Here is a 19,362-nt window from a genome sequence, read left to right on the forward strand (position 1 = left end):
CATGGCCTCGCTCCTCGAATCGATCCGCGACGTGTACCGGGCGTCCCGCAAAAAAGAAGACATCGCCTGGAACGTGTACGTCGCGCGCCCCATCGCGGCGATCCTGGTGGCGCTCTTGCGCCCCACTCCCCTCACCCCCAACCAGGTGACCTTTCTGGGCGTGGCGATCTTCTTTGTGGCCGGCGCGGCCTTTATCGCCCTGCCCGGCGCCTGGGGATTTCTGGTGGGGGCGCTGCTGGTCCAGTTCTCCTACCTCTTTGATTGCGCCGACGGGCAGCTGGCGCGCCTCAAATCCATGACCTCGGAGGTGGGCTCGCACCTGGACTTTTTGATGGACGAGCTCAAAGCCATGATCCTGGCCGGCTCCCTGGGCATCCGCCTGTGGATGCTCGACGGCCAGGCCTACTGGCTCCTTCTGGCCACCGCCGGCGTCTTCTTGGTGGGAGCGGCCACCTCGCTGACCAACTTTGTGCGCCGCCCCGAATACGCCGGCGTCGAGATCCGGCCGGGAGACTCCGCCCGCAAACGCGCCATGCCGACCTCACTCATCGGCAAAGTCCTGTGGCTGGCCGAGGCCATCGCCCGCTACTTCGTGCACTACCCCTCCTGGATCCTGTGGGTTGCCCTGGCGGCCTTTGTCCTTCCCTTTGACGCAGCGATCGTCTTTCTGGCGCTCTACCTGGGCGTCTACCTGGTGTATCTAGCCCGCACCACCCTGGCGATCCTGCTTAAACTCGCACACCCGGGGTTCTACCGATCATGAGAGCGATCATCATCGCTGCCGGACGTGGCAGCCGCCTGCAACATCATACCGACGAGCGCCCCAAGTGCATGGTTCGCGTTGGCGAGCGCTCGATCCTCGATCATCAGCTGGAGGCCTACCGCGCCCACGGCGTCGATGACCTGCACATCATCCGCGGCTACCTGGCCGAGCGCCTGGTGGTCCCCGGCGCGACCTACCATCACAACGCCCGCTGGCCGGAGAATAACATCCTCCAGTCGCTCTTCTGCGCCGAGGAGGCCATCGAAGGCCCCCTGCTCATCTCCTACTCCGATATCGTCTTCGGCCCGCCGGTGGTCAAAGCCGCGCTGAGCACCGAGCACGACATCACCCTGGTCATCGACCGTCAGTGGCACCGGGCCTACCAGGGTCGCCACGACCACCCCGTCGAGCAGGCCGAGCTTGCCAGGGTCGACCAGGGCCTGGTGCGCCGGGTGGGCAAACACGTCGGCCCCGAAGGCGCCCTGGGCGAATTCATCGGCCTGACCTACCTCAGCGAGCGCGGCGCGCACCAGCTGCGGGAGGCCTTTGCACGGGTTCGCCAGCGCCTGGATCTCGACGCGATCTTCCGCAATCAGCGCACCTTCCAGAAAGCCTACCTCTGCGACCTCTTCGAAGAGCTCATCGACCAGGGCGTGTCCATCGGCGCGGCCCCCATCGACGGCGGCTGGCGTGAGATCGACACGGTGGAAGACCTCCACGCGGTCAACGCCGGCTGGCAGTCCCAGGACACCCCGGCATGAATGACGGCCCAAAAGAGCACGCCCCCGACGCTCTCCCCTCCCCGGAAGAGGAGCGCAGCGACCTCCGCATCCCGATGGTCGCCCCGAGTCTGATCACGCGCTCGTTTGCGACCCTGCTGGGCGCGCTCTGCTTTGGCGTCTGGCTGCTCCTTGGCGAGGCCGAATCCCTGCTCGCCACCGAACTTCCGCCGCTGGCCTCGCTGGCCCCGCTGGCGGTGGCCCTGGTGGCCATCGGGCTGCGCAAGCTCTGGCTTCCCTCCCAGGCTCAGACGATCGTCTTCGGGGAAACCACCCTCACCCTGCCCCGCAGCAGCACCTCGCGCCGGGCCGATACCCTCTCCTACCAGGACCTACGCACCGCCGTGCCCCTGGTGGTGCGCCGAGAGCCGGCGCTGGTCCTGGACAGCGCCAATCGCACCTACATCTACACCGCCTCCGACTTCAACCACCCGGAAACCTGGCGCCTGGTCTGGGCCGAACTCCTGGAACGCGTGCGCGCTGGCCAGGGCGGCCCCGAACACCTGTCGCGGATGCGCGCGCTTGCCGAACTCTGCCAGGAGATCACCGGGAAACGCGCCTGGTTTACCCCCCGATTGCTGGTCGTGCTGGCCATCGCCTTTGCCGCCCAGAGCTTTCTGACCCCGCCAGTCGAGGTGCTCAAACACCTCTATGCCGGGGCCAACTCCGCCCTGCTGGTCTTTGACCAGGGACAGATCTTTCGGGTGTTCACCGCCAACCTCCTCCACGGCGGGCTGATACACCTGGGCTTCAACGCCATGGGGCTCCTCTTTCTGGGCACTTACCTGGAGCGCCTCTTCGGACTGGCCCCCACGATCCTGCTGACGCTGGCCACGGCCCTGGCCGGCGCCATCGCCTCGCTGCTGGGCTCCGACGCGCTCTTCTCCGTGGGGATCTCCACCGCCCTCTTCGGCCTGCTGGGCGCCTATCTGGCGCTGCACCTGCGCTTTGGCGCCCAACTTCCCCCGCCCTACCGCCAGACCCGGCGCTGGTGGATCACGGTTCTGGCGCTCAACACCGCGGTCTCCGTCCTGCTCCCGGTGATCGACGCCTGGGGCCACTTCGGCGGCCTGCTCGCAGGGCTGGCGCTCGGGCTGCTCCTGCTCGGCCGCCAGCGCCACTTTGAACCGCCACGCGCAAGCGCCACCTGGATCAACCTGAGCGCCGCCGGCCTGGTGGCGGCCTACACCCTGGCCGTCTTCTTCGCCATCCACTACGCCACTGGCGAGCACCCCGAAGACGAAGCGCTCCTGGCCCACGCCATGGCCGACGATGCCGACAAAGCGGCCCTGGCCATTGAGAGCGCCGCGCAATGGGCCGACTACCCCGAACGCCGCCCCGACGCACACACCTACCTCTCGACCATGCTCACCCGCGCGCGCGCCCACACCGACGATCCCTACCTGATCTGGCGCGCCACCACGACTCTGCGCCAGCTCGCCGAGGACCTCCCCTCCCCCGAGGAGCGCCGCGCCCAGGAGCTGGAAGCGCTGGGCGCCTTCGAGCGTTTTGTGCGCTCTCAACCCTCCGACGACCCGGAGCTTCGTGCCACGCTGGCCTACGAGAGCTTCACGTTTGAGCAACGCTACGAAACCTTCGTCAATCCCGACGGGCTCTCGCCACAGCGGGTCGATTGGAACCCCGAGACTCGCGAGATCACCTGGCAGGCCACGTCCGCGCTCGACGTCCCCGCGCGCTACTACGTCCTTGCCGGCGCTCAGGGCCAGGCGCGCCTGCTCCTGGAAGGCTGCGCCCCGGCCGGTGCCCAACACCGTCGCCCGGCCCCCGATGCGATGCAATCCGACGACGTCCTCTTTCTCGTCATGAGCGTGGAGGATCCGAGCTGCCACCGGGAAGACTGGCAGCTCTACCCGCTGAGCCCCGAAAGCGACTAACCGATCGGTTGCGGACTCAACCCCCCAGAACTAGACTGCTACGCGGGTTGGTGTGCCAGCTTGGCGCACCAACCCTGCGTCGCGGGGATTCGAACTCCCCAAATTGCGCAACACATTACTAATGGCACGTATCGTGCAATACATACGCTCAGCGATGTCTGTATATACGGATTACCCCCTTCTCCGGGTGAAACCATGTCCGAATCACATGCCCTACCGCCTCAGCATACGCCTGACAAAGCGTCGCGCGGCGCCGCCACACTCGCCAGCCACCTGACCAGCGCCGCGGGCCACCTGGTCGGTGTCTGCGTGGTCTTTGTGGCCTCCTGGATGCTGCTGACCAGCGCGGAAACCCGCGACCTCACCGTGGAAGCGCTGCGCCACGGACTTCTGGCTCAGATCAAATTCGAGATCTGGATTCAACTCGGGTTAAGCGCCTGCACCTGGGCCATGGGCGTGATTGCCTATCGCGGGTTTATGGCCTCCCGACAGCGCCAGCCCCGGCTGGTCAAAGCCCGCGGGACCGTGATCGTCGAAACGCTGATTATTTTCCCGGTCTTTTTGCTCCTGCTGATGGGACTGCTTCAGCTGACCATCAACAACACCGCGGGCATCTTGACCACGCTGGCCGCCTACAACGCCGGGCGCACCGCCGCCATCTGGCACCCCGAAGCCGAAGTGGGCCGCAACGGCGTCAACCAGGGCATGGTCCGCGACAAAGCCCGCGTGGCCGCGGCCGTGGCCGTCACTCCGGTGGCCCCCTCCGATTTCATGTACAGCATGGGAAGCTGCACCAATAAGAGCACCCAGACCCTGGATCCCAAAATCGAATCCATGACCATGGGTGGGCACGTCACCGACGTCTCCCTGCACGCCAAGGCTCACGGCAACCGCGAGCACCTGAGCATCGCCAATGCCTTTGACCGCAGCTCCTTTTTGTCGCGCGGCCAGCGGAAGCTCAACTTTGCCTACTGCGCCACCGACGTCTCCTACACCACCAGCGGCACCAAGGTCACTGCGCGGGTGGAGTATCAACACCAGAACGCCATGCCCATGGTCGAGCGCATCTTCGGCGACTTCCGCACCGTGGCCGGCCGCGCAGCCTTTTATTCGACGATGGTCCGCGAATACACCACCACCCTGCAGATTCCCCCGCTGGATAACGCGCCTGGCTGGTGAACCCGTGACGACCTGGAGGCTTTTATGAGCTTGCTTCGCAATACATTTCGTCAGCGCCTGGCCGCGCTTCATCGTGCCCAGCAAGGCGCCGTCTTCTTGCTGATGCTCGCCGGCATCCTGATGGTCTTCATCAGCGCCATGATGATGCATGACGCCGGGGACGCCGCCCGCGACAAGATCGAGCTTCAAAACGCCGCCGACACCGCTGCCTTCTCGCAGTCGGTGGTCAAGGCGCGCTCGATGAACATGATCTCGTACGCCAACACCGCCAAGCGTGTCTTCTACGGATACACGGTGGTCTACTTCAACGCCTACCAGGCGCTGATCACCAGTCTGGCCATCTACACCGCCGACTGCCTCAAGATCTTCCCCAACCCCCATTCCTGTTATCGAATGGCCGTCGGCGGGGTGCAGCTCGCCATGGAGACATTAGAACTAGGCATCACCAACCTGCCGACCATGCTGGGCCGCTCCAACGATGAGATTAAAACGCTGGACTTCTACCAGCAGTACATGCGCGACATTACCCCCTGGTGGAGTTACGTCGAGAACGTGATGCGCGGCATCTCCAACGGCGCCACCGTCACCGGCGCCTGGCCGCCGCCTCCGGGAGATGTGGTAAAGATTCCCGACCAGATCACCAGCGCGCTCTCGTTTATCGACAACTGGATCGGCACCTCGATCGTCGAAGATTACGTCCCGGAACACACCGACAAGACCGACAAGCTGCCCATCAAGCGCCACGATGACTCCCTGGGCACCATTATGGCCCACGCCGGCTACTGCACCGAGTTCATCGCCACCCCCGAGCACCTGATGCTCGCCGCGGAGCACATCATCCGCAGCGACTCCGGAATCAAGGGCATCTCCAAAGATGGCCAGACCATCGCTATCTTCATCGGGCTCAACATCGTGCCGGCCATCGGCTGCACCATCGCCGGCTTCATGCACGGCGCCGAAGTCCTCGACTATCGCGTCGACAACGGCGTGATAGACGGCATCTTCAATGGCGTCGAAAAGAATACCTGGATGCAGTCCACCTCCAACATCACCTTCGCCTACCAGGCCGGGGGCAAGCGCAGCGGCATCCAGCGCAACCGCTTCAACATTCTCGGCGGCGATCACAACTCGGCCCCCTTCTACGCGGCCGAAGGTTACTGGTCGATGGCGCGCTCCGAGATTGTCTTTGGCGAAACCACCCTCTCGAGCTCACTTGGCGGGGTGTTCAACACCTTCAATCCCTTCAACGGAGTTGTAGGCGGTCTCATAGGTCGGCCTCATATGTGGTCGCCCAGCTGGACCGCACGTCTGCGCCCGGTTCACCTTCCCGGTGAAAACCTCGGGACCTCCTTCCAGGGCAACCCCGTGGGAATGAAGGCGGTGTACATGGATATGGTCCCCTACCTGGCGTTGACCTCCCTGGTGGGCCTCCTCGACTCCAACTTCTCGCTGGGATCGGCGGTCAAAGACTTCATGTATCTCTACGCCGTCAACGCTTCGATGAACGCGGACCGACTTCAGGGGATTCAGAAATGAATATCTTAACAAGCCTCCACACAGCGCTCCGCCAACTTCGTGACCAGGAACGGGCCACCGCGATGACCGAGTTTGTCATCGTCCTCCCCCTCTTTTTGACCGCGTTTGTCGGCATCACCGCGCTCTACGACGCCCACGAAACCGCGCTTCGCACCCACGGGCTGGCCGCTGCCGACCTCTGGGCCGACACGCGCACGATTCAGACCAGCTACGCGGCTATTAACATGCATCCCGCTGCGGGTGCCATCGATGCCGGGCTTCACTACAGCGACACCGGTCAGTGGGGAGTCGCCGCCGTCAAAGACGTCGCCGAAGCCGCTGGCGGTCTCTATGCCGATAGCGGTGCCAAAGCAAAGCTGGCATCCTTTATCGAAAACGTCGGCGTCAACCCCAAGCTCACCCTCTCCGGGATTCTTGGCGACAACACCAGCCACACCTTCAACTTGATGAACGACCAGATGATGGCCGGCCAGATGCAAACAGGTGGCTGGGCCCAGATCACCAGCTCCATTCTCACGCAGTCTGGCGCGCGCCCGGCCCTGGCCGCCGGCATCCGCTACGGCATCGGCGCCTCAGTCGTGCGTAAGGAGTTCTCCGAACACTACTGGCTCAGCGGCCAGCAGGCCGAGGCCGCCTACACCGCGGCCGCTCCCACCATGCCCGAGGAACGCCTGCTTGCTGTGGCGCTCACCCGGCTGGAGCTGGGGACCACCACGGCCTATCAGGACGCGATGATGCCCTTCACCATGATTCCGGAGTTTGACGCCGCCAGTTCCGTCGATGTCCCCAACGCCGAAGAGCTCGACCAACAGAGCCAGGAGTGCGCTCAGAAGGCTCAGGAATGGGCCGATTGCCGCGACAAGTACGGCCCGCTGTGCACCAAGAGCAAACCTGACTGTGGCGGAGGCGCCGCCAGCCAGGACGGTAAAGACATCCTCAACTGCCTGAAGAATCCGCCCGGCGGTGACCCGGCCAATTGCCAGTAATACGCGCCCAGACCTCTTAGCGAGGAGTACGTTATGAACATTTCATCGACTTTGCGCACGCTGCTCAAGCTCGGCGCCAGCGGCGCGGCAATCGTCGCGATCGGGGCCGCGATCATGGTCGCGCCCTCGTCCGACGGCGAGGTTAAAGAAGCCCAGGCCGACCTGACCGACTTCCTCACCGGACCGAAGGCCGAGCAACGGAACTTCGAGCGGGTCGTGGTCGAGTCTGGCCTGCAACCGCGCTCCTACGATTACAACGGCAATGATGTCTATTTTGCCGCCGGAGACTCCGAAAAGAGCCCGCGTGAGCTCCTGGAGTATTATCAGCAGCGCTTTCATGCACTCGGCGTGAACTCGCAGGTCTACACCAACCCCCTGCTCCTTCACGGCGACTCCAAAGAAGTCTACCGCGACGCAAAGGACGACCCGGAGTACATCAAGCAAAACCACGCCATGCTCAACGGCGAGGTCGTCCCCTTCTCGGTAACCGACGACCTGGTCTCAATGGGAGCGATGGTTCCGCGGCGGGAGTCCGACAATATCGCCGACCTTATCGAGACCTGGACGCACTCTCAGAATGGTGGCCTGGACATCGAAGATAACATGCGCTCCTACCGGCTCATCGAAGCCCGGCGCAACCCCGACACCGGGGGCTCCACCGTCACGGCCACCTGGGCAGACGACGGCTTTGATCCCAAAAAGATCCGCGATCCCAACGCCATCGACGTCCGTCCGGACTCGACCATCCCGGCCTGTGCCGGCTGTGAGCGGGTAAGCCGGCTGGCCGGAAACTCGCCGAACGATCCCTACGTGGTCAACCTCTACAAGAGTCGCGCGGCCACCGACAACGTGGCGCGTTTCTACCGCAACGCCATGACCAACCGCGGCTGGGAGATCTCCAAATCCACGGAGATGCTCGATGAATATGCTCGTCACGTCCCGCAGCTGGCGGCGATTCACGGTGAGCTGTTGAACTTCGAGCGCGATGGCGAACACATCTCGCTGATCATTCAAGAAGATGAGTACGGCGATACGATGGTCGCGTCGATTCACGAAGGCCCTAAGCCGGGTCAGTGATTCAACCGCCCATCAACGCTCCCAGAGTTCCGGAACCGGCGCCTCCACCTGCAGGAGAGCGCCGGTTTTCGGGTTCTTGATGCCAATTTTCCAGGCATGGAGCGCCTGCCGCTCAAAGGGCAGCTGCTCCAGCAGGCAAGGATCGTCGGGAGCATCGCAGATCGCCATGAAGAAGGCGTCGTCGCGGCTGTAGAGCTTATCGCCGGCAATTGGCGTGCCCGCCATGGCCAGGTGCGCGCGGATCTGGTGCTGACGCCCGGTCTCAATACGCACCTCCAGATCGGCCAGGCGGTAGCCCTTTCGCTCACGCCTTCCCAGCACATACACATGCGTCAGCGCCCGCAGCCCCCCGTGCCCGATTTTGATTGAGAGTGCGCTCTTCTCATCCTCTCCCAGGGGCCAGTCCAGGGTGCGACGCGCTCCCACCTCCCAGACATCGCGGGGATCTTCGACCAGCGCTCGGTAGATCTTCTCGGGATGATCGGTGGCAAAGACTCCACGCAGTTCCGGCACCCAACACCGCTGGCGCGCGCACACCAGCGCGCCGCTGGTCTCGCGGTCCAGACGATGCACCGGCTCCGCCTCGGAGTACCCCTGACGCGCCAGATAGTGCGTGATGGTATTCAAGCGCACCCGGGCGCTCTCATGCACCAGCATCCCCGCCGGCTTGTTCACCACCAGCAAGGCGTCATCCTCGTAGAGCACACTCGCCTCGTCATCCTGGACCCGCTCCGGTGCCAGGCGCTCTCGCAACTCCACCACATCGCCGATCCGCATTCGACTTGAGGCTCGCGCTCGTCGATAGGGAGTCAGGCGCACATCACCATCTTTTAAGATCTTGGCGGCAAAGGAGCGCGAAATTCGTGGCAAGCGATTGGCCAGGAACTGATCCAGGCGCCAGCCCTCAAAATTCGAGTCGACCTCAAAGCGGCGCACCCGCAGGTTATCTTCGACGATCAGATCATTGTCGCTCATCGGCTTGCTCAAAAATAGGGCTTCACCCTCCGCGCTGACCTCCGGAGGACACCGAGCCCGGGAAAGCGAAGCGGAACACACCAACACCTACGACCCACCGCCTGGCGAGCCTGGAAAGCGCACCCTATCACAGCGCCCTCCGGTGAGCCGACTTTCGATACTATCCTCGGCCTCGCTCCTTCGTGCTCTCTTCCCTCTCCTCACACCGACGTCTTTCGGTGATAGGAGAGGCTCTACGCCCCCGTGAGCGACGCTCATCCTCCTCTCTAGGCGCACCACAACCAACGAGACCAGGCACGCGCTGAGCCGCCGGGCTGCCCGGCTTTTAACTTGGGAGCCCACTTGGGTGACCCGGCTTCACTTGGGAGTATTTCCCCACCCAAGAAACAAAAAAAGACCCGCGTCACCAAGTGTGACGCGGGTCTTCAGCGAGTGGAGCCGATGGGGATCGAACCCACGACCTCTAGAGTGCGATTCTAGCGCTCTCCCAGCTGAGCTACGGCCCCGCTGGAGGGTTAAGTAGCCCAAAGACCGGGGAGCGTCAAGAGACTCTTTTGGAAAATTACAGAAGAATTCAGTTTCCGGGCTCCAGGCTCTTGTCCGGCGCTGGCATCGATGTCTCATCCGCGCCCGGGAGCACGCGTCCGGTCAGAGCGACGACCTTCTTTTCGGCCAGGTCGAGCACCTCGTGGGTCAGCTGGGGGAGGCGCTCAAACTGGCGTTCCAGCCCACGAACCACGTGCAGCAGCCCCTGCCCCTCGGGCTGCTCGGGATCCTCGCCGTAGAGCAGCACGTAACGCGCGGCGTTGATCTGGCGAATATAATAGCCCTTAATGTCCCGCACGTTATTGACCGCGTACTCCACCAGGCCCCCCAGCGCGAGCGTCCCCATCAACCCGCCGGCCAGCCCCACCGCCCCGATCCACCCGGGGAGCTCCAGCCCGCCGAGCTTACCCAGCGCCCGACGGTAGATATCAAGGTGTCCTGAGTAGCCCTCGGTGACACCATCCATCACAAAGGTCGTACGCCCAAAGAGGATGTAGCCCAGGGTCGCCGGCAGCCCCAGGCGCACCCCCGAGCGAATCGCCTGCGCCAGCAGGGGATCGTGGGCGATCTCGTGCTCCATCAACTCCCCCAGACGCCGGCGTAGCCCTTCGATGTCTTCGGAGCCGGCCTCGCCATCGCCGTACCCCCGGCGAAAGCGCTGCCACTGCTCTTCCTCAAACTCCGAGAAGAGGCGGCCCAGCAGGCTCTCCAGTTCCACCGAGCTGACTACTTCCCGTTCAAACGCCTCGGTGAGCTGGTCGTCGGTAAACGTCGAGGTCGAAAAATCCGGGCCTCCCACCGAGCGCGACATGCCCGCGGCCATATTACGCGCCGAGATAAAGAGATCGGCCATCCCGGTACGCGGCCCCAGGCTGCGCCCCATCACCCGGCGAAAGCTCTTGAGGTTGCGGTCCACAAAACCCGGCACCCGGGCGATGGCTTCATCGAAGAAGGTGTTAATCTGGGCTTCGAAGCGCTCCTCCCACAACGAGGCACGCGTGCCCTCGGTGGTGTCGATGGCCTGCTCGGGGGTCTCTTCGCTCATCGGTGTCTCCTGCATGCTCGTGGCACCCGTATCTGACTTACGGGCGGTGAGAATCTAAAAAGCTCACCAGGCGAGCCAATCCTTTCGAGAGGTCGGGCTCGCCAGGGGTGTAGGCAAGTCGTAAAAACCCGGCGCCGGCCGGGCCAAACCCTTCGCCGGGGGTCACCAGGACGTCCTGCTCGTCGAGCAGGGCCTCGGCCAACCCGAGCGTCGATGAAAAACGCTCCAGCCAGGGCCGCACGTCCATAAAGGCATAGAACGCTCCTTCCATCTCCGCCAGCCCCACATCTTCGATCTGCCCCAGCGCAGACGCGACGGTGGCCCGGCGCCGGGCAAAGATCGCCCGGGCCGCCGCAGTGGCCTCTTCGTGCTCGGCCAGCGCGGCTTCCAGCCCGAGCTGGGCCGGCAGGGGCGCGCAGGTCACCAGGTGCTGGTGCAGCGGCGTAAGCGCGGCGATCGTCTCCGCCGGAGCGACCATCCAGCCGATGCGCCATCCCATCAGATGATGACTCTTCGAGAGCCCACTTATGCGCACACCGCGCGCACTCATCGACTCCAACGCCCCCAGACTCTCGAACACTCCCGACCAGACATAGTCCTCGTAGATCGCGTCTTCGATCCAGGCCAGATCGTGGCGCTCAATGAGCCTGGCCAGCGCGTGGCGCTCCCCGGCGGTAAACACCTGGGCGGTGGGGTTGGCGGGGTTATTCAGTACGATCAGACGTGTTTCAGGTCGGATCGCCGCGGCGATCGCATCGAGATCGACTCGCCAGGGCGCTCCAGGAGCCTGGGGAGCCCGGAGGGTGTAGCGGCGAGGGGTGGCGGCGCAGGCGCGCACCAGATTGGCGTAGGCGGGAAACCCGGGGTCAGGCACCAGTACCTCATCCCCGGGGTTGACCAGCCCCAGGAGGCTGACCGCCAGGGCCTCCTGCACGCCACAGGTCAGCATGACTTGAGCCGCGTCGCAGCCCAGGTGAGCGGCCACGGCCTCCCGCGCCGAGGGCAGACCGGCGTTGGGTGTGTAGGGCGCCCGAGCCTCCTGGCTGAGCGCCTGACGGGCGGCCCGGGCCACCCGCGGACTCACCATCTGGTCACTCTGACCGAGCCCGAAGTCCAGGGTTTGAGCTCCCACCCGGGCGCGAAGCATGCGGATCAGCGTGGGCTCAATCGCCCGCGCCCGCGCCGAGGGAGTGAGCGCAGTGGAGGAGCTCATCGGAGCAGGTCCTCGAGCGCGGAGCGCGCATCGGTGCGATCGTCGCGATACTTGATGATGAGCAGCGCGGCCATGTGCAGCCCGTGCTCCCGGGCGAAGTCGCCGCGGGCCGGGCGACTGCCCGGAATGACCACGGCCCCGGCCGGAATCTTCAGCGGCTCCTCGGCCGTGGCCCGGTACACCTCTTCACGGACCAGATCAAAGATGGGGGTACTAGCCGTGATCACGCAGCCGGCCCCGATCACCGCCCGCTCACCAACCTGCACCCCTTCATAGAGGCCGGTGTTTCCGCCGATGAGCGCATCATCCTCCACGATCACCGGGGTCTGCCCGATGGGCTCCAGCACCCCGCCGATCTGTGCGCCGGCCGAGAGATGCACACGCTCACCGATCTGGGCACAGCTGCCCACCAGTGCATGGCTATCCACCATGGAGCCCGCCCCCACATACGCGCCCACATTTACAAAGGCCGGCGGCATCATCGTGACTCGCTCGCCCATATAGGCCCCGCGACGCACGGAGCTGCCGCCGGGAACCACCCGCACGCTGCGGCCCACCACATCCAGGCGCTGAGCCGGGTAGGTATCCTTATCGCTAAACTGCAGGTCGGCCCCTCCCATCTCCACGTTCTTGCCCAGGCGAAAGCCCAGCAGAATCCCACGCTTGACCGAGGGTTCCACCACCCAGCCTTGCGCGGTGGGATAGGCCGCGCGCACCTCTCCCTGTTCAAGGAGCTCCAAAAAGGCCTCAAAGTCGGCGCGGGCCTGGTCACCGAGCTGGTCCGCGGGACGTTCAAAGTGGGCATCGATCGCATCGAGCAGGTCGGGTCGTTTCATCGGTCGGTCCTCCAGATTTCGGCCAAAAGCATGCGTACCAGAACGCGCAAAGGCCACAGTCGCCCGCGTGAAATTCGCGTCTTCGACTGTGGCCTCGGCATCATAAGTCTCTCCGCGGCGTGGGCCACCGGAGCGAATTGAATGTCAGGGGGCCTCTTCGGCCGGGGCGCTCTCTTGAGCGGGCGCAGCTTCTTCCGCCTCGGGCGACTCTTCCACCGGGGCGGCCTCTTCGACAGGAGCCACCGGCGCTGCCGCGCTACCGCCTTCTTCGATCACCTGCTCAACCTGCGACTCCACCGGCGTACCGGCGGTCTGGCTGAGGTCAAGCGCCGACTGCGGGCGGCTCGAGTACCAGGCCAGGGCCATGCTGGTCACAAAGAAGGTCGCTCCCAGCGCCACAGTCAGCTTACCCAAAAAGGTCGCCGCACCGCGTCCACCGAAGATCTGCTGACCGACCGCCGCCGCGCCTCCAAACCCCGAGCCCATGCCACCGCCCTTGCCCGACTGGAGCAAGATAACGACGACCATGATAAAACTGACGATGATATGGATGACGAGCAATAAGGTTTGCATGATAGTTTCAAACCGACAGGGGTTGGATTTTTGCGCGTTTGATCTTTACTTGTCTGCGGGCCGTGAAGCGCACGGTGTGTGCGCGCTAATAAATTTGCGGCCTCAAAGCCGAAAGGTCATACCCTAGCACCGAACCGAACGCAAGCGACGAGACCTATGAGTGATCCTCGCCAGAACGCCGGGCTGCCCTGGCCCGAGCTTATCGAACGCCTTGAACGCTCCCAGGCCCGCCTGGAATCCGCCCACGCGGACTACATGGAGGCGGCCGCGCAGAGCCAGCGCGCGCTGAGCCAGGTGCTCAGCTCACATCGTGACCTGGTCGACACGATTCGCGAGTTGGCCCAACGCACCGAACCCACCGCGCCCCGGGCCACGGCCAACGTGGAGCCCGGAGCTTCTGGGGCCGAGGTTTCGCCACATGCGACGACCCGCGAGAAGCAAGAAGCGCGCGCATCCACCGCGCATTCCCCACAACCTCCGCAGCTCCCTGACACGCAGCTTCCCGCGCGCGTGAGCAGCGAGCCCTCACCGGCACGGCACATCACCACGCCGGCGCTGGTTGAGGTCAACGCCCCACGCACTGCGCTCCCGGCCCTTAAACCGGGCCAGCGCGTCCTGCTGACCAACGACGGCTTCGGGGTCGCGCCGGTGCTCGCCGAAGTCCTCAACGCGCGCGGGGTGCGCGCCCGAGTCGAAGGGCGCCGACCCGCACTCAATACCCCCACCGATGTGGTGATTTTTCTGGGAAGCCTGCGCGCGCCGGCCCATCTGGACGACGCGATGAGCGTGGTTGAAGACGCCCTGGTGACCGCCGAGCGCTTCTCTACCCGGCTGATGCAACCGGGGGCGGGGTTTGTGGCAGTGCTCGACTCCGCCGGAGCCTTTGGCCTGGCGCCCTTCGATCCGGTAGTCGCTCCCTACGGCGCGATGGTCGGTCTGGTACGCGCCCTTCGCCACCGTCACCGGGGAGCCCATATCAAAGTCATCGATCTCGACGCCGAGGGGCTCGACACCAGGACGATCGCCCAGACATTAGCCGACGAACTCTTCGAAGGGGGCGAACGCACCCCGGTGGCCCTGGACGCAAACCGACGCCAGGAGGTGCGCTGGGAAGCCTTCGACCGCCGCACCACACCGGCCTCCTGGCTGGACGAGGAGCAGGCCCCGCTGATCTACGTACCCTCCCCAACGGCGGTGCTGGCCACCGCGGTGGAACGCCTGGCCATCGCCCATGAGCTGCCGGTGGCGATCCTCAACCGCCCCGGAGTCTCCTCCCAGCTGGCACGCCGCATGGCCGAACGCGGCGTTGCGCTGCGCAGCGCCGACTACGATCTGGAGCGCCTCTTTCCCACCATGGACTTCCTCGACGCCCTGCGCGCCGACCACGGTCCGATCGCCGCAATCGTTGCCGAGCCCTTCCCGGCTCGCCGTCCCGATGATGTGCTACGCTGGGACGCCACTCGCCCGGCCCTCGACGAGTTTAACGCCCTGCTCGCCATGACCATCAACGATCCCCTCAACCTGCTGGCCGTGGGGCTGGGGCCCGGCACCCCACCGATCGTGGCCTCGGCCATGCGTTACTTCGCTCGCGCCGAGAGTCTGCGCCGCAATGAACGCCTTCGGGTCCGCCTGGTTCACCTCGACGGCGCCGGTGCCCCCACACGGGGGGATCTGGGTCCCCGCGATTTCGCCCTGACCGAACTCCTCTCCGCCGATGCCCCCTCTACAGCGGAGGTACGCTTTGAGCGCTCCTCCCCCCGCCCGCCCGTCAAATCCTAGGGCATACGAGGAACCACCACTTCCAGACGTGTGGGGTTGTCCGTATAACCGGAACTGCGCCGAAGTTCGCGCAGCCACAGGCACCCCGGATCGCTCTCGCCATCTTCTCCATCGGGGCATACGATCTCGACCCGCGGAACGTCTTCCAGGCGCCGGCCGCTCTCGCCGGCCCGGCGCACCCAGATCTGGTAGAGGCCATCGGCCGATTGGTACACCGTATACGCCGGGGAGACTGCCGGCAGGCGCTGCACATCGGTCCCAAAAAGCCCCGGTCCGCCCAGGCGAGCAACGCCTCCTTTCAGGGGCGTGCCCGCAGCGGGCTCAATTCGGATGCGCGCATCGGCCTGAACCTCCACCTCGAGCGCCTGGCCACCTTCGCGTTCCAGACGATGACGCCCCTCGGGCAGGCGAATCTCCTGTCCGCAACCCACGACAAACGCACCGTTGACCCGTACGGCTTCTCCCCGGGGCGCACACGTCAGCGCCACGACACCGCTGCGCGCACAGCGCTTCAACTCCGGCGCTCCGCCCGACCCATGGCGCTCCCCGTAGAGCACCAGCTGCCGACTGGCCGCCTCACAATGCCCCATCGCATCGTAGGCCTCGATCACCTGCGCGAGCATCCCGGCCTCCCCGGCCATCCCGTAGGCACGATGCAGCTCGACCACCGCCTCCGCGTAACGCCCCTCGGCCAGATGACGCAGCCCGTCACCGTAATGCACCCCGGCCTCGACCGCGTTCTGCGCCAGCACCGGCGCCGCCCCCAGCACGACCGTCGCCCCCATCGCCAGCGCCCCGGCCACTCTCTTCCAACCACTCATGCCGACTCCTTGCACCATTGCGCTCACTTTACCCGCTGCAATCGGCGCGCACCTTAACACAGGCCCTATCCGCTCCCAACGCACACCACGCTTGCACCATAGTGCGCTTGTGCCTAAGTTGCCGCGCGTCTTATCGACGCCCACGCTTTTCACGTCGACCTTTTCTGCATCTTCGGCTGTCCGCCCCGCTTGAGGCTTCTTATGTCCGCAAATCTGGCGTCCCTGATCCGCAGCGCGAACCCCCAGGCCTTCCACAACGCCCTGCGCGCCCGCTCCGAAAAAGACGCAGGGCCCATCTCGCTGGAAGGCCAGACCTTCCGCGAACTCACTCTGACAGGGTTCGACTTCTCCGATCTCGACCTGACCAACTGCGAGTTCGAAGCCTGCACGCTCAGCGAAGTGCGCTTCAAAGACACCATCCTCGACGGAGCCTTCTTCGACGGGGTCACCCTCCTGCACTGTCACTTTGACGGCGGCAGCTACGAGGGCTGGGCACTCGACGCCAGCACCCTGAGCCGGTGCTCCTTTGACCAGGTCGTCATCGGCGACAACGAGTGGACCGACTGCCGGCTCAACGAATGCGAACTCGAAGGGCTTGCCGCTCAAGGCTGGATGATGGAGCGCGTCACCTTCAAAGGCGGGCGCTGGAAAGACGTCTCGGTCGACGGTGGTGAGTGGTCCCATGTCACCCTGCGCGAGATTGTCGTGGATCAATCCACGATCACCGATGTCTCCGCGCGCAGCTGCTATTATGTGGAGACCGCCCTGCGTGACTCTCCCCTGCCCGAAGGTTTTGTCGAGAAGAGCGGCCGACGCAAAGCCCTCTGAGCCCCCGGCACACCTTCATCAAAAAAGGCCGCATCTCCTTAGTAGAGAATGCGGCCTTTTTTGTGTGACGCGCGTGGCTCCGAGTCTCAGGCCAGTCCCCGGGCTACGATCTCCTGAACGAAGTAGCTGGCCACGTCCGGCGCGGTGGTCCCGGCCCCAAAACCCGCATCGTAGCCCAGCTCCAACGCCAGCTCGTGCGAGATACGCGGCCCCCCACACACCACCACCATCTTCTGACGCAGACCCTCGGCCTCCAACATATCGATGAGTTCGGCCAGGTTCTTAATGTGCACGTCTTTCTGCGTCACCACCTGGCTGACCAGCAATGCGTCGGCCTGCTTCTCAATGGCGTGCGCGATCAGATCTTCATTACGCACCTGCATCCCCAGGTTATACGCGTTGATCATCGGATAGCGCTCCAGGCCATAATCGCCGTTATAGCCCTTCATATTCATGATGGCATCGATCCCCACCGAGTGCGCATCGGTGCCGGTGCAAGCCCCCAGCACCGTGATCTTTCGCCCGATCTCCTCGCTGATGTAGGTGTTGATCGCATAGAAATCCATGCGCTCGCTCTCGACCTTCGCCACCTGAATCTGCGTAAAGTCGATCGCCTCCAGAAAACGCCCGTACACCAGAAAATAGGTATAGCCCTCGCCCAGGTCGTGCATGTGATAGACTTGGGGATCTTCCAGTCCCATCTTGCGCGCGACCATCCGGGCCGCCTCACGCGCCTCCTCACCACAGGGCACCGGCAGCGTAAAGCTCAGCTGCACCTGCCCGTCATCGAGGGTATCGCCGTAGGGCCGCACCCGACTTAAATCGGGCGGTGTCGCGCCCACGCGTCCTACTACTGCCATCTTCACCTCCGCGATCCGCGATCGCATCTTACTCGTGTGTTCGGCGGCGCCGCCGCGCCACCTGCCATCATCTCGTCACGCACCCTCGCCCGAAGCCTCTCCCTCGGACCAGCCCGAGTAGGGATGGGCGACCAACTGCGAGTTGTAATAGCGCGCTTGCCCCGAGACCTCTTCGCCCAGCCATTCCGGACGCTCAAAATCTTCATCCGGAGCGCTCAGCTCGATCTCGGCCACGATAAGCCCCTGGTTCTCACCAGAAAACTCATCGATCTCCCAGGTATGCCGGCCGACGACCACCCGGTGTCGCACTTTCTCCAGACGTCGTCCCTGGCAGAAGAGCCCCAGCATCTGGCGCGCTTCCGCCACCGGCACTTCATACTCGAACTCCGCCCGGGAGACGCCGTAGACCGGTCCTTTGAGCGTCAGATACGCCTGCTCCCCGGCCACCCGCACCCGCACGGTATGCTGCGGCGAGCTCGACACGTAGCCCTGAGCCATCGGCTGACTGTGGGTAGTCTGGGGGCGCCAGGCGTTGTTCTGGACCAGAAATTTACGCTCGATTTCAACACCCACGCCTTGCCCTCACACGTCTTGCCGACACCACCGAGGTGCGCACCTTGCTTTCACGCAATCAACCGCACCTTATGCGGACGGCTGACCAGCCCTCGTATACAGCGCCAAGCTGGCATGGCCCACGGGCCTCGTCAACGACCGCACCATCGTTCCTTCCCCCCGAGAGCACCGGCATGCCCAAGCGCCCCGCCGCCCCCGAAGCCCTGCGCCAACTTCATCGCGCCCTGCTCGAAGACGACCACCACTGGCCCATCCCACGCCCGGACCACCCCCTGGTCCGTCCCGAACAACGCGTACTCGCCCGCGAACAATGGAAAAAGCGCGTCACTGCCACCCGCATCACCGTCGAACGCCTGGTCGGATGGTTGGCCAACCTCACCCGCAGCGGTGCACCGATCGAAGCCTTCAGTCCGGCGATCTTCTGCGTCGATGAACTCAACCGCCACCTTTATCTCTGCCTGCACATCCTCGACGCTCTCAACGCCGAGCCGGCCTCTTATTCTCAGCCCCTCTTGAGCACAAACGCCGACAACGAAACGCTGCTCGACCAGGGTGTCGAACTCTTTGCCTTTAATCTCACGCTCTCCCGAGCCACCTATCTGGGATTGAGCGCGGTCAGCTCCGATCGCGCCATCATCTCCATCTGCGACACCATCGAGCGCAGCCTCACCGAGGTTCTCGACGCCGGGCGCACCCTGCTTGACTGGCTATACTCCCAGAACACGCCCCACTTAAAACGCCGCGCCCGGGCCCGCACGCCCTCCTTACTCCACGCCTACGAGCGCCTCTTCGGAGCCGGACCCGACACCCTGGATCAGCTCGCCGGACACGAAGTCACCGTCGACACCGAAGCCGGCAATCTGGGCACCCTCCGGCCCCCACAGCTCGCCGCGATCTACTACCACACCGTCGATCAGGAACTCTTTCCCTGGCTCGACCATCTCGGACTTCGCAGCGACGAGGCCTGGCGAGTTCACTACGAAGTAGCTCCCGATAACGAAGGCCCTCCGGCCTGCGTCGCGGCCGTCGGCACCGATACCCTCCAGCGCCTCCACTGACCTGGATAACCCGGACACGGGCGACCTGAAAAACGCAACA

At 64.5% G+C, this 19,362-nt stretch carries 18 protein-coding genes and 1 tRNA gene; 10 read left to right on the forward strand and 9 right to left on the reverse strand.

All coding sequences use genetic code 11. From position 1 onward, the window contains the following. The first annotated feature begins 1 nt into the window (after position 1). The 7 genes from DL240_RS01225 (at position 2) to DL240_RS01255 (ending at position 8,215) form a co-directional block, all read left to right on the forward strand. Positions 2–763 carry a CDP-alcohol phosphatidyltransferase family protein gene (locus DL240_RS01225; protein WP_111728032.1) on the forward strand — a complete coding sequence of 254 codons (762 nt, stop codon included), beginning with the start codon at positions 2–4 and terminating at the stop codon, positions 761–763. Then, on the forward strand, positions 760–1,524 hold the full coding sequence (locus DL240_RS01230) for a phosphocholine cytidylyltransferase family protein (RefSeq protein WP_111728033.1): 765 nt from the start codon (positions 760–762) through the stop codon (positions 1,522–1,524). Before DL240_RS01225 ends, DL240_RS01230 begins: the two co-directional genes overlap by 4 nt. Then, positions 1,521–3,437 (forward strand): rhomboid family intramembrane serine protease, encoded by a 1,917-nt coding sequence (locus tag DL240_RS01235; protein ID WP_111728034.1) that lies wholly within the window; start codon positions 1,521–1,523, stop codon positions 3,435–3,437. Before DL240_RS01230 ends, DL240_RS01235 begins: the two co-directional genes overlap by 4 nt. 195 nt (positions 3,438–3,632) lie before the next feature. After that, positions 3,633–4,616 carry a TadE/TadG family type IV pilus assembly protein gene (locus DL240_RS01240; RefSeq protein ID WP_111728035.1) on the forward strand — a complete coding sequence of 328 codons (984 nt, stop codon included), beginning with the start codon at positions 3,633–3,635 and terminating at the stop codon, positions 4,614–4,616. Between the two features lie 24 nt (positions 4,617–4,640). Beyond that, positions 4,641–6,152: a TadE/TadG family type IV pilus assembly protein gene (locus DL240_RS01245; protein ID WP_111728036.1), complete on the forward strand. Its 1,512-nt coding sequence runs from the start codon at positions 4,641–4,643 to the stop codon at positions 6,150–6,152. Continuing rightward, the gene (locus DL240_RS01250; RefSeq protein ID WP_146618032.1) at positions 6,149–7,138 is read left to right on the forward strand and encodes a TadE/TadG family type IV pilus assembly protein; all 990 of its coding nucleotides are present in this window, start codon (positions 6,149–6,151) and stop codon (positions 7,136–7,138) included. The genes DL240_RS01245 and DL240_RS01250 overlap by 4 nt, the downstream gene beginning before the upstream one ends. Positions 7,139–7,171: 33 nt before the next feature. Next, positions 7,172–8,215, forward strand: coding sequence for an immunoglobulin domain-containing protein (locus DL240_RS01255; RefSeq protein WP_111728038.1), 1,044 nt, complete (start codon positions 7,172–7,174; stop codon positions 8,213–8,215). A 12-nt stretch (positions 8,216–8,227) separates the two neighbouring features. On the opposite strand, the gene DL240_RS01260 is transcribed toward DL240_RS01255, so the two are convergent. The 6 genes from DL240_RS01260 to secG form a co-directional block, all read right to left on the reverse strand. Continuing rightward, positions 8,228–9,190, reverse strand: a complete 963-nt coding sequence (locus tag DL240_RS01260; protein ID WP_111728039.1) for a pseudouridine synthase — start codon at positions 9,188–9,190, stop codon at positions 8,228–8,230. A 433-nt stretch (positions 9,191–9,623) separates the two neighbouring features. Then, positions 9,624–9,696, reverse strand: a tRNA-Ala gene (locus DL240_RS01265). A 68-nt stretch (positions 9,697–9,764) separates the two neighbouring features. Continuing rightward, positions 9,765–10,781 (reverse strand): coproporphyrinogen III oxidase, encoded by a 1,017-nt coding sequence (locus DL240_RS01270; RefSeq protein ID WP_111728040.1) that lies wholly within the window; start codon positions 10,779–10,781, stop codon positions 9,765–9,767. A gap of 37 nt (positions 10,782–10,818) precedes the next feature. Then, complete coding sequence (locus tag DL240_RS01275; protein WP_111728041.1) at positions 10,819–11,994, reverse strand: pyridoxal phosphate-dependent aminotransferase; 1,176 nt, start codon at positions 11,992–11,994, stop codon at positions 10,819–10,821. Further along, a complete protein-coding gene (locus DL240_RS01280) occupies positions 11,991–12,830 on the reverse strand; it encodes a 2,3,4,5-tetrahydropyridine-2,6-dicarboxylate N-succinyltransferase (RefSeq protein WP_111728042.1) in 840 nt (279 codons plus the stop codon). Before DL240_RS01280 ends, DL240_RS01275 begins: the two co-directional genes overlap by 4 nt. Before the next feature lie 144 nt (positions 12,831–12,974). Then, a complete protein-coding gene (gene secG, locus DL240_RS01285) occupies positions 12,975–13,403 on the reverse strand; it encodes a preprotein translocase subunit SecG (protein WP_111728043.1) in 429 nt (142 codons plus the stop codon). A 156-nt stretch (positions 13,404–13,559) separates the two neighbouring features. On the opposite strand from secG, the gene DL240_RS01290 reads away from it, so the two are divergent. After that, complete coding sequence (locus tag DL240_RS01290) at positions 13,560–15,182, forward strand: Rossmann-fold NAD(P)-binding domain-containing protein (RefSeq protein WP_111728044.1); 1,623 nt, start codon at positions 13,560–13,562, stop codon at positions 15,180–15,182. On the opposite strand, the gene DL240_RS01295 is transcribed toward DL240_RS01290, so the two are convergent. Beyond that, the gene (locus DL240_RS01295) at positions 15,179–16,003 is read right to left on the reverse strand and encodes a type III PLP-dependent enzyme domain-containing protein (protein ID WP_146618033.1); all 825 of its coding nucleotides are present in this window, start codon (positions 16,001–16,003) and stop codon (positions 15,179–15,181) included. The genes DL240_RS01290 and DL240_RS01295 overlap by 4 nt on opposite strands. Positions 16,004–16,204: 201 nt before the next feature. Here DL240_RS01295 and DL240_RS01300 point away from each other — a divergent pair, with 201 nt between their 5' ends. Then, entirely contained in the window at positions 16,205–16,831 is a 627-nt protein-coding gene (locus DL240_RS01300) for a pentapeptide repeat-containing protein (RefSeq protein WP_111728046.1), read from the forward strand. 86 nt (positions 16,832–16,917) lie between these two features. On the opposite strand, the gene kamE is transcribed toward DL240_RS01300, so the two are convergent. Both kamE and DL240_RS01310 read right to left on the reverse strand, forming a co-directional pair. Then, positions 16,918–17,691, reverse strand: coding sequence for a lysine 5,6-aminomutase subunit beta (kamE, locus tag DL240_RS01305; protein ID WP_111728702.1), 774 nt, complete (start codon positions 17,689–17,691; stop codon positions 16,918–16,920). Positions 17,692–17,766: 75 nt separating this feature from the next. Beyond that, the gene (locus DL240_RS01310; protein WP_111728047.1) at positions 17,767–18,264 is read right to left on the reverse strand and encodes a CYTH domain-containing protein; all 498 of its coding nucleotides are present in this window, start codon (positions 18,262–18,264) and stop codon (positions 17,767–17,769) included. A gap of 173 nt (positions 18,265–18,437) precedes the next feature. Between DL240_RS01310 and DL240_RS01315 the strand changes: the two genes are divergently transcribed. Then, entirely contained in the window at positions 18,438–19,322 is an 885-nt protein-coding gene (locus tag DL240_RS01315; protein WP_111728048.1) for a hypothetical protein, read from the forward strand. The last annotated feature ends 40 nt before the right edge of the window (positions 19,323–19,362 follow it).

This window comes from Lujinxingia litoralis, from assembly GCF_003260125.1.
GTDB classification, from domain to species: domain Bacteria; phylum Myxococcota_A; class Bradymonadia; order Bradymonadales; family Bradymonadaceae; genus Lujinxingia; species Lujinxingia litoralis.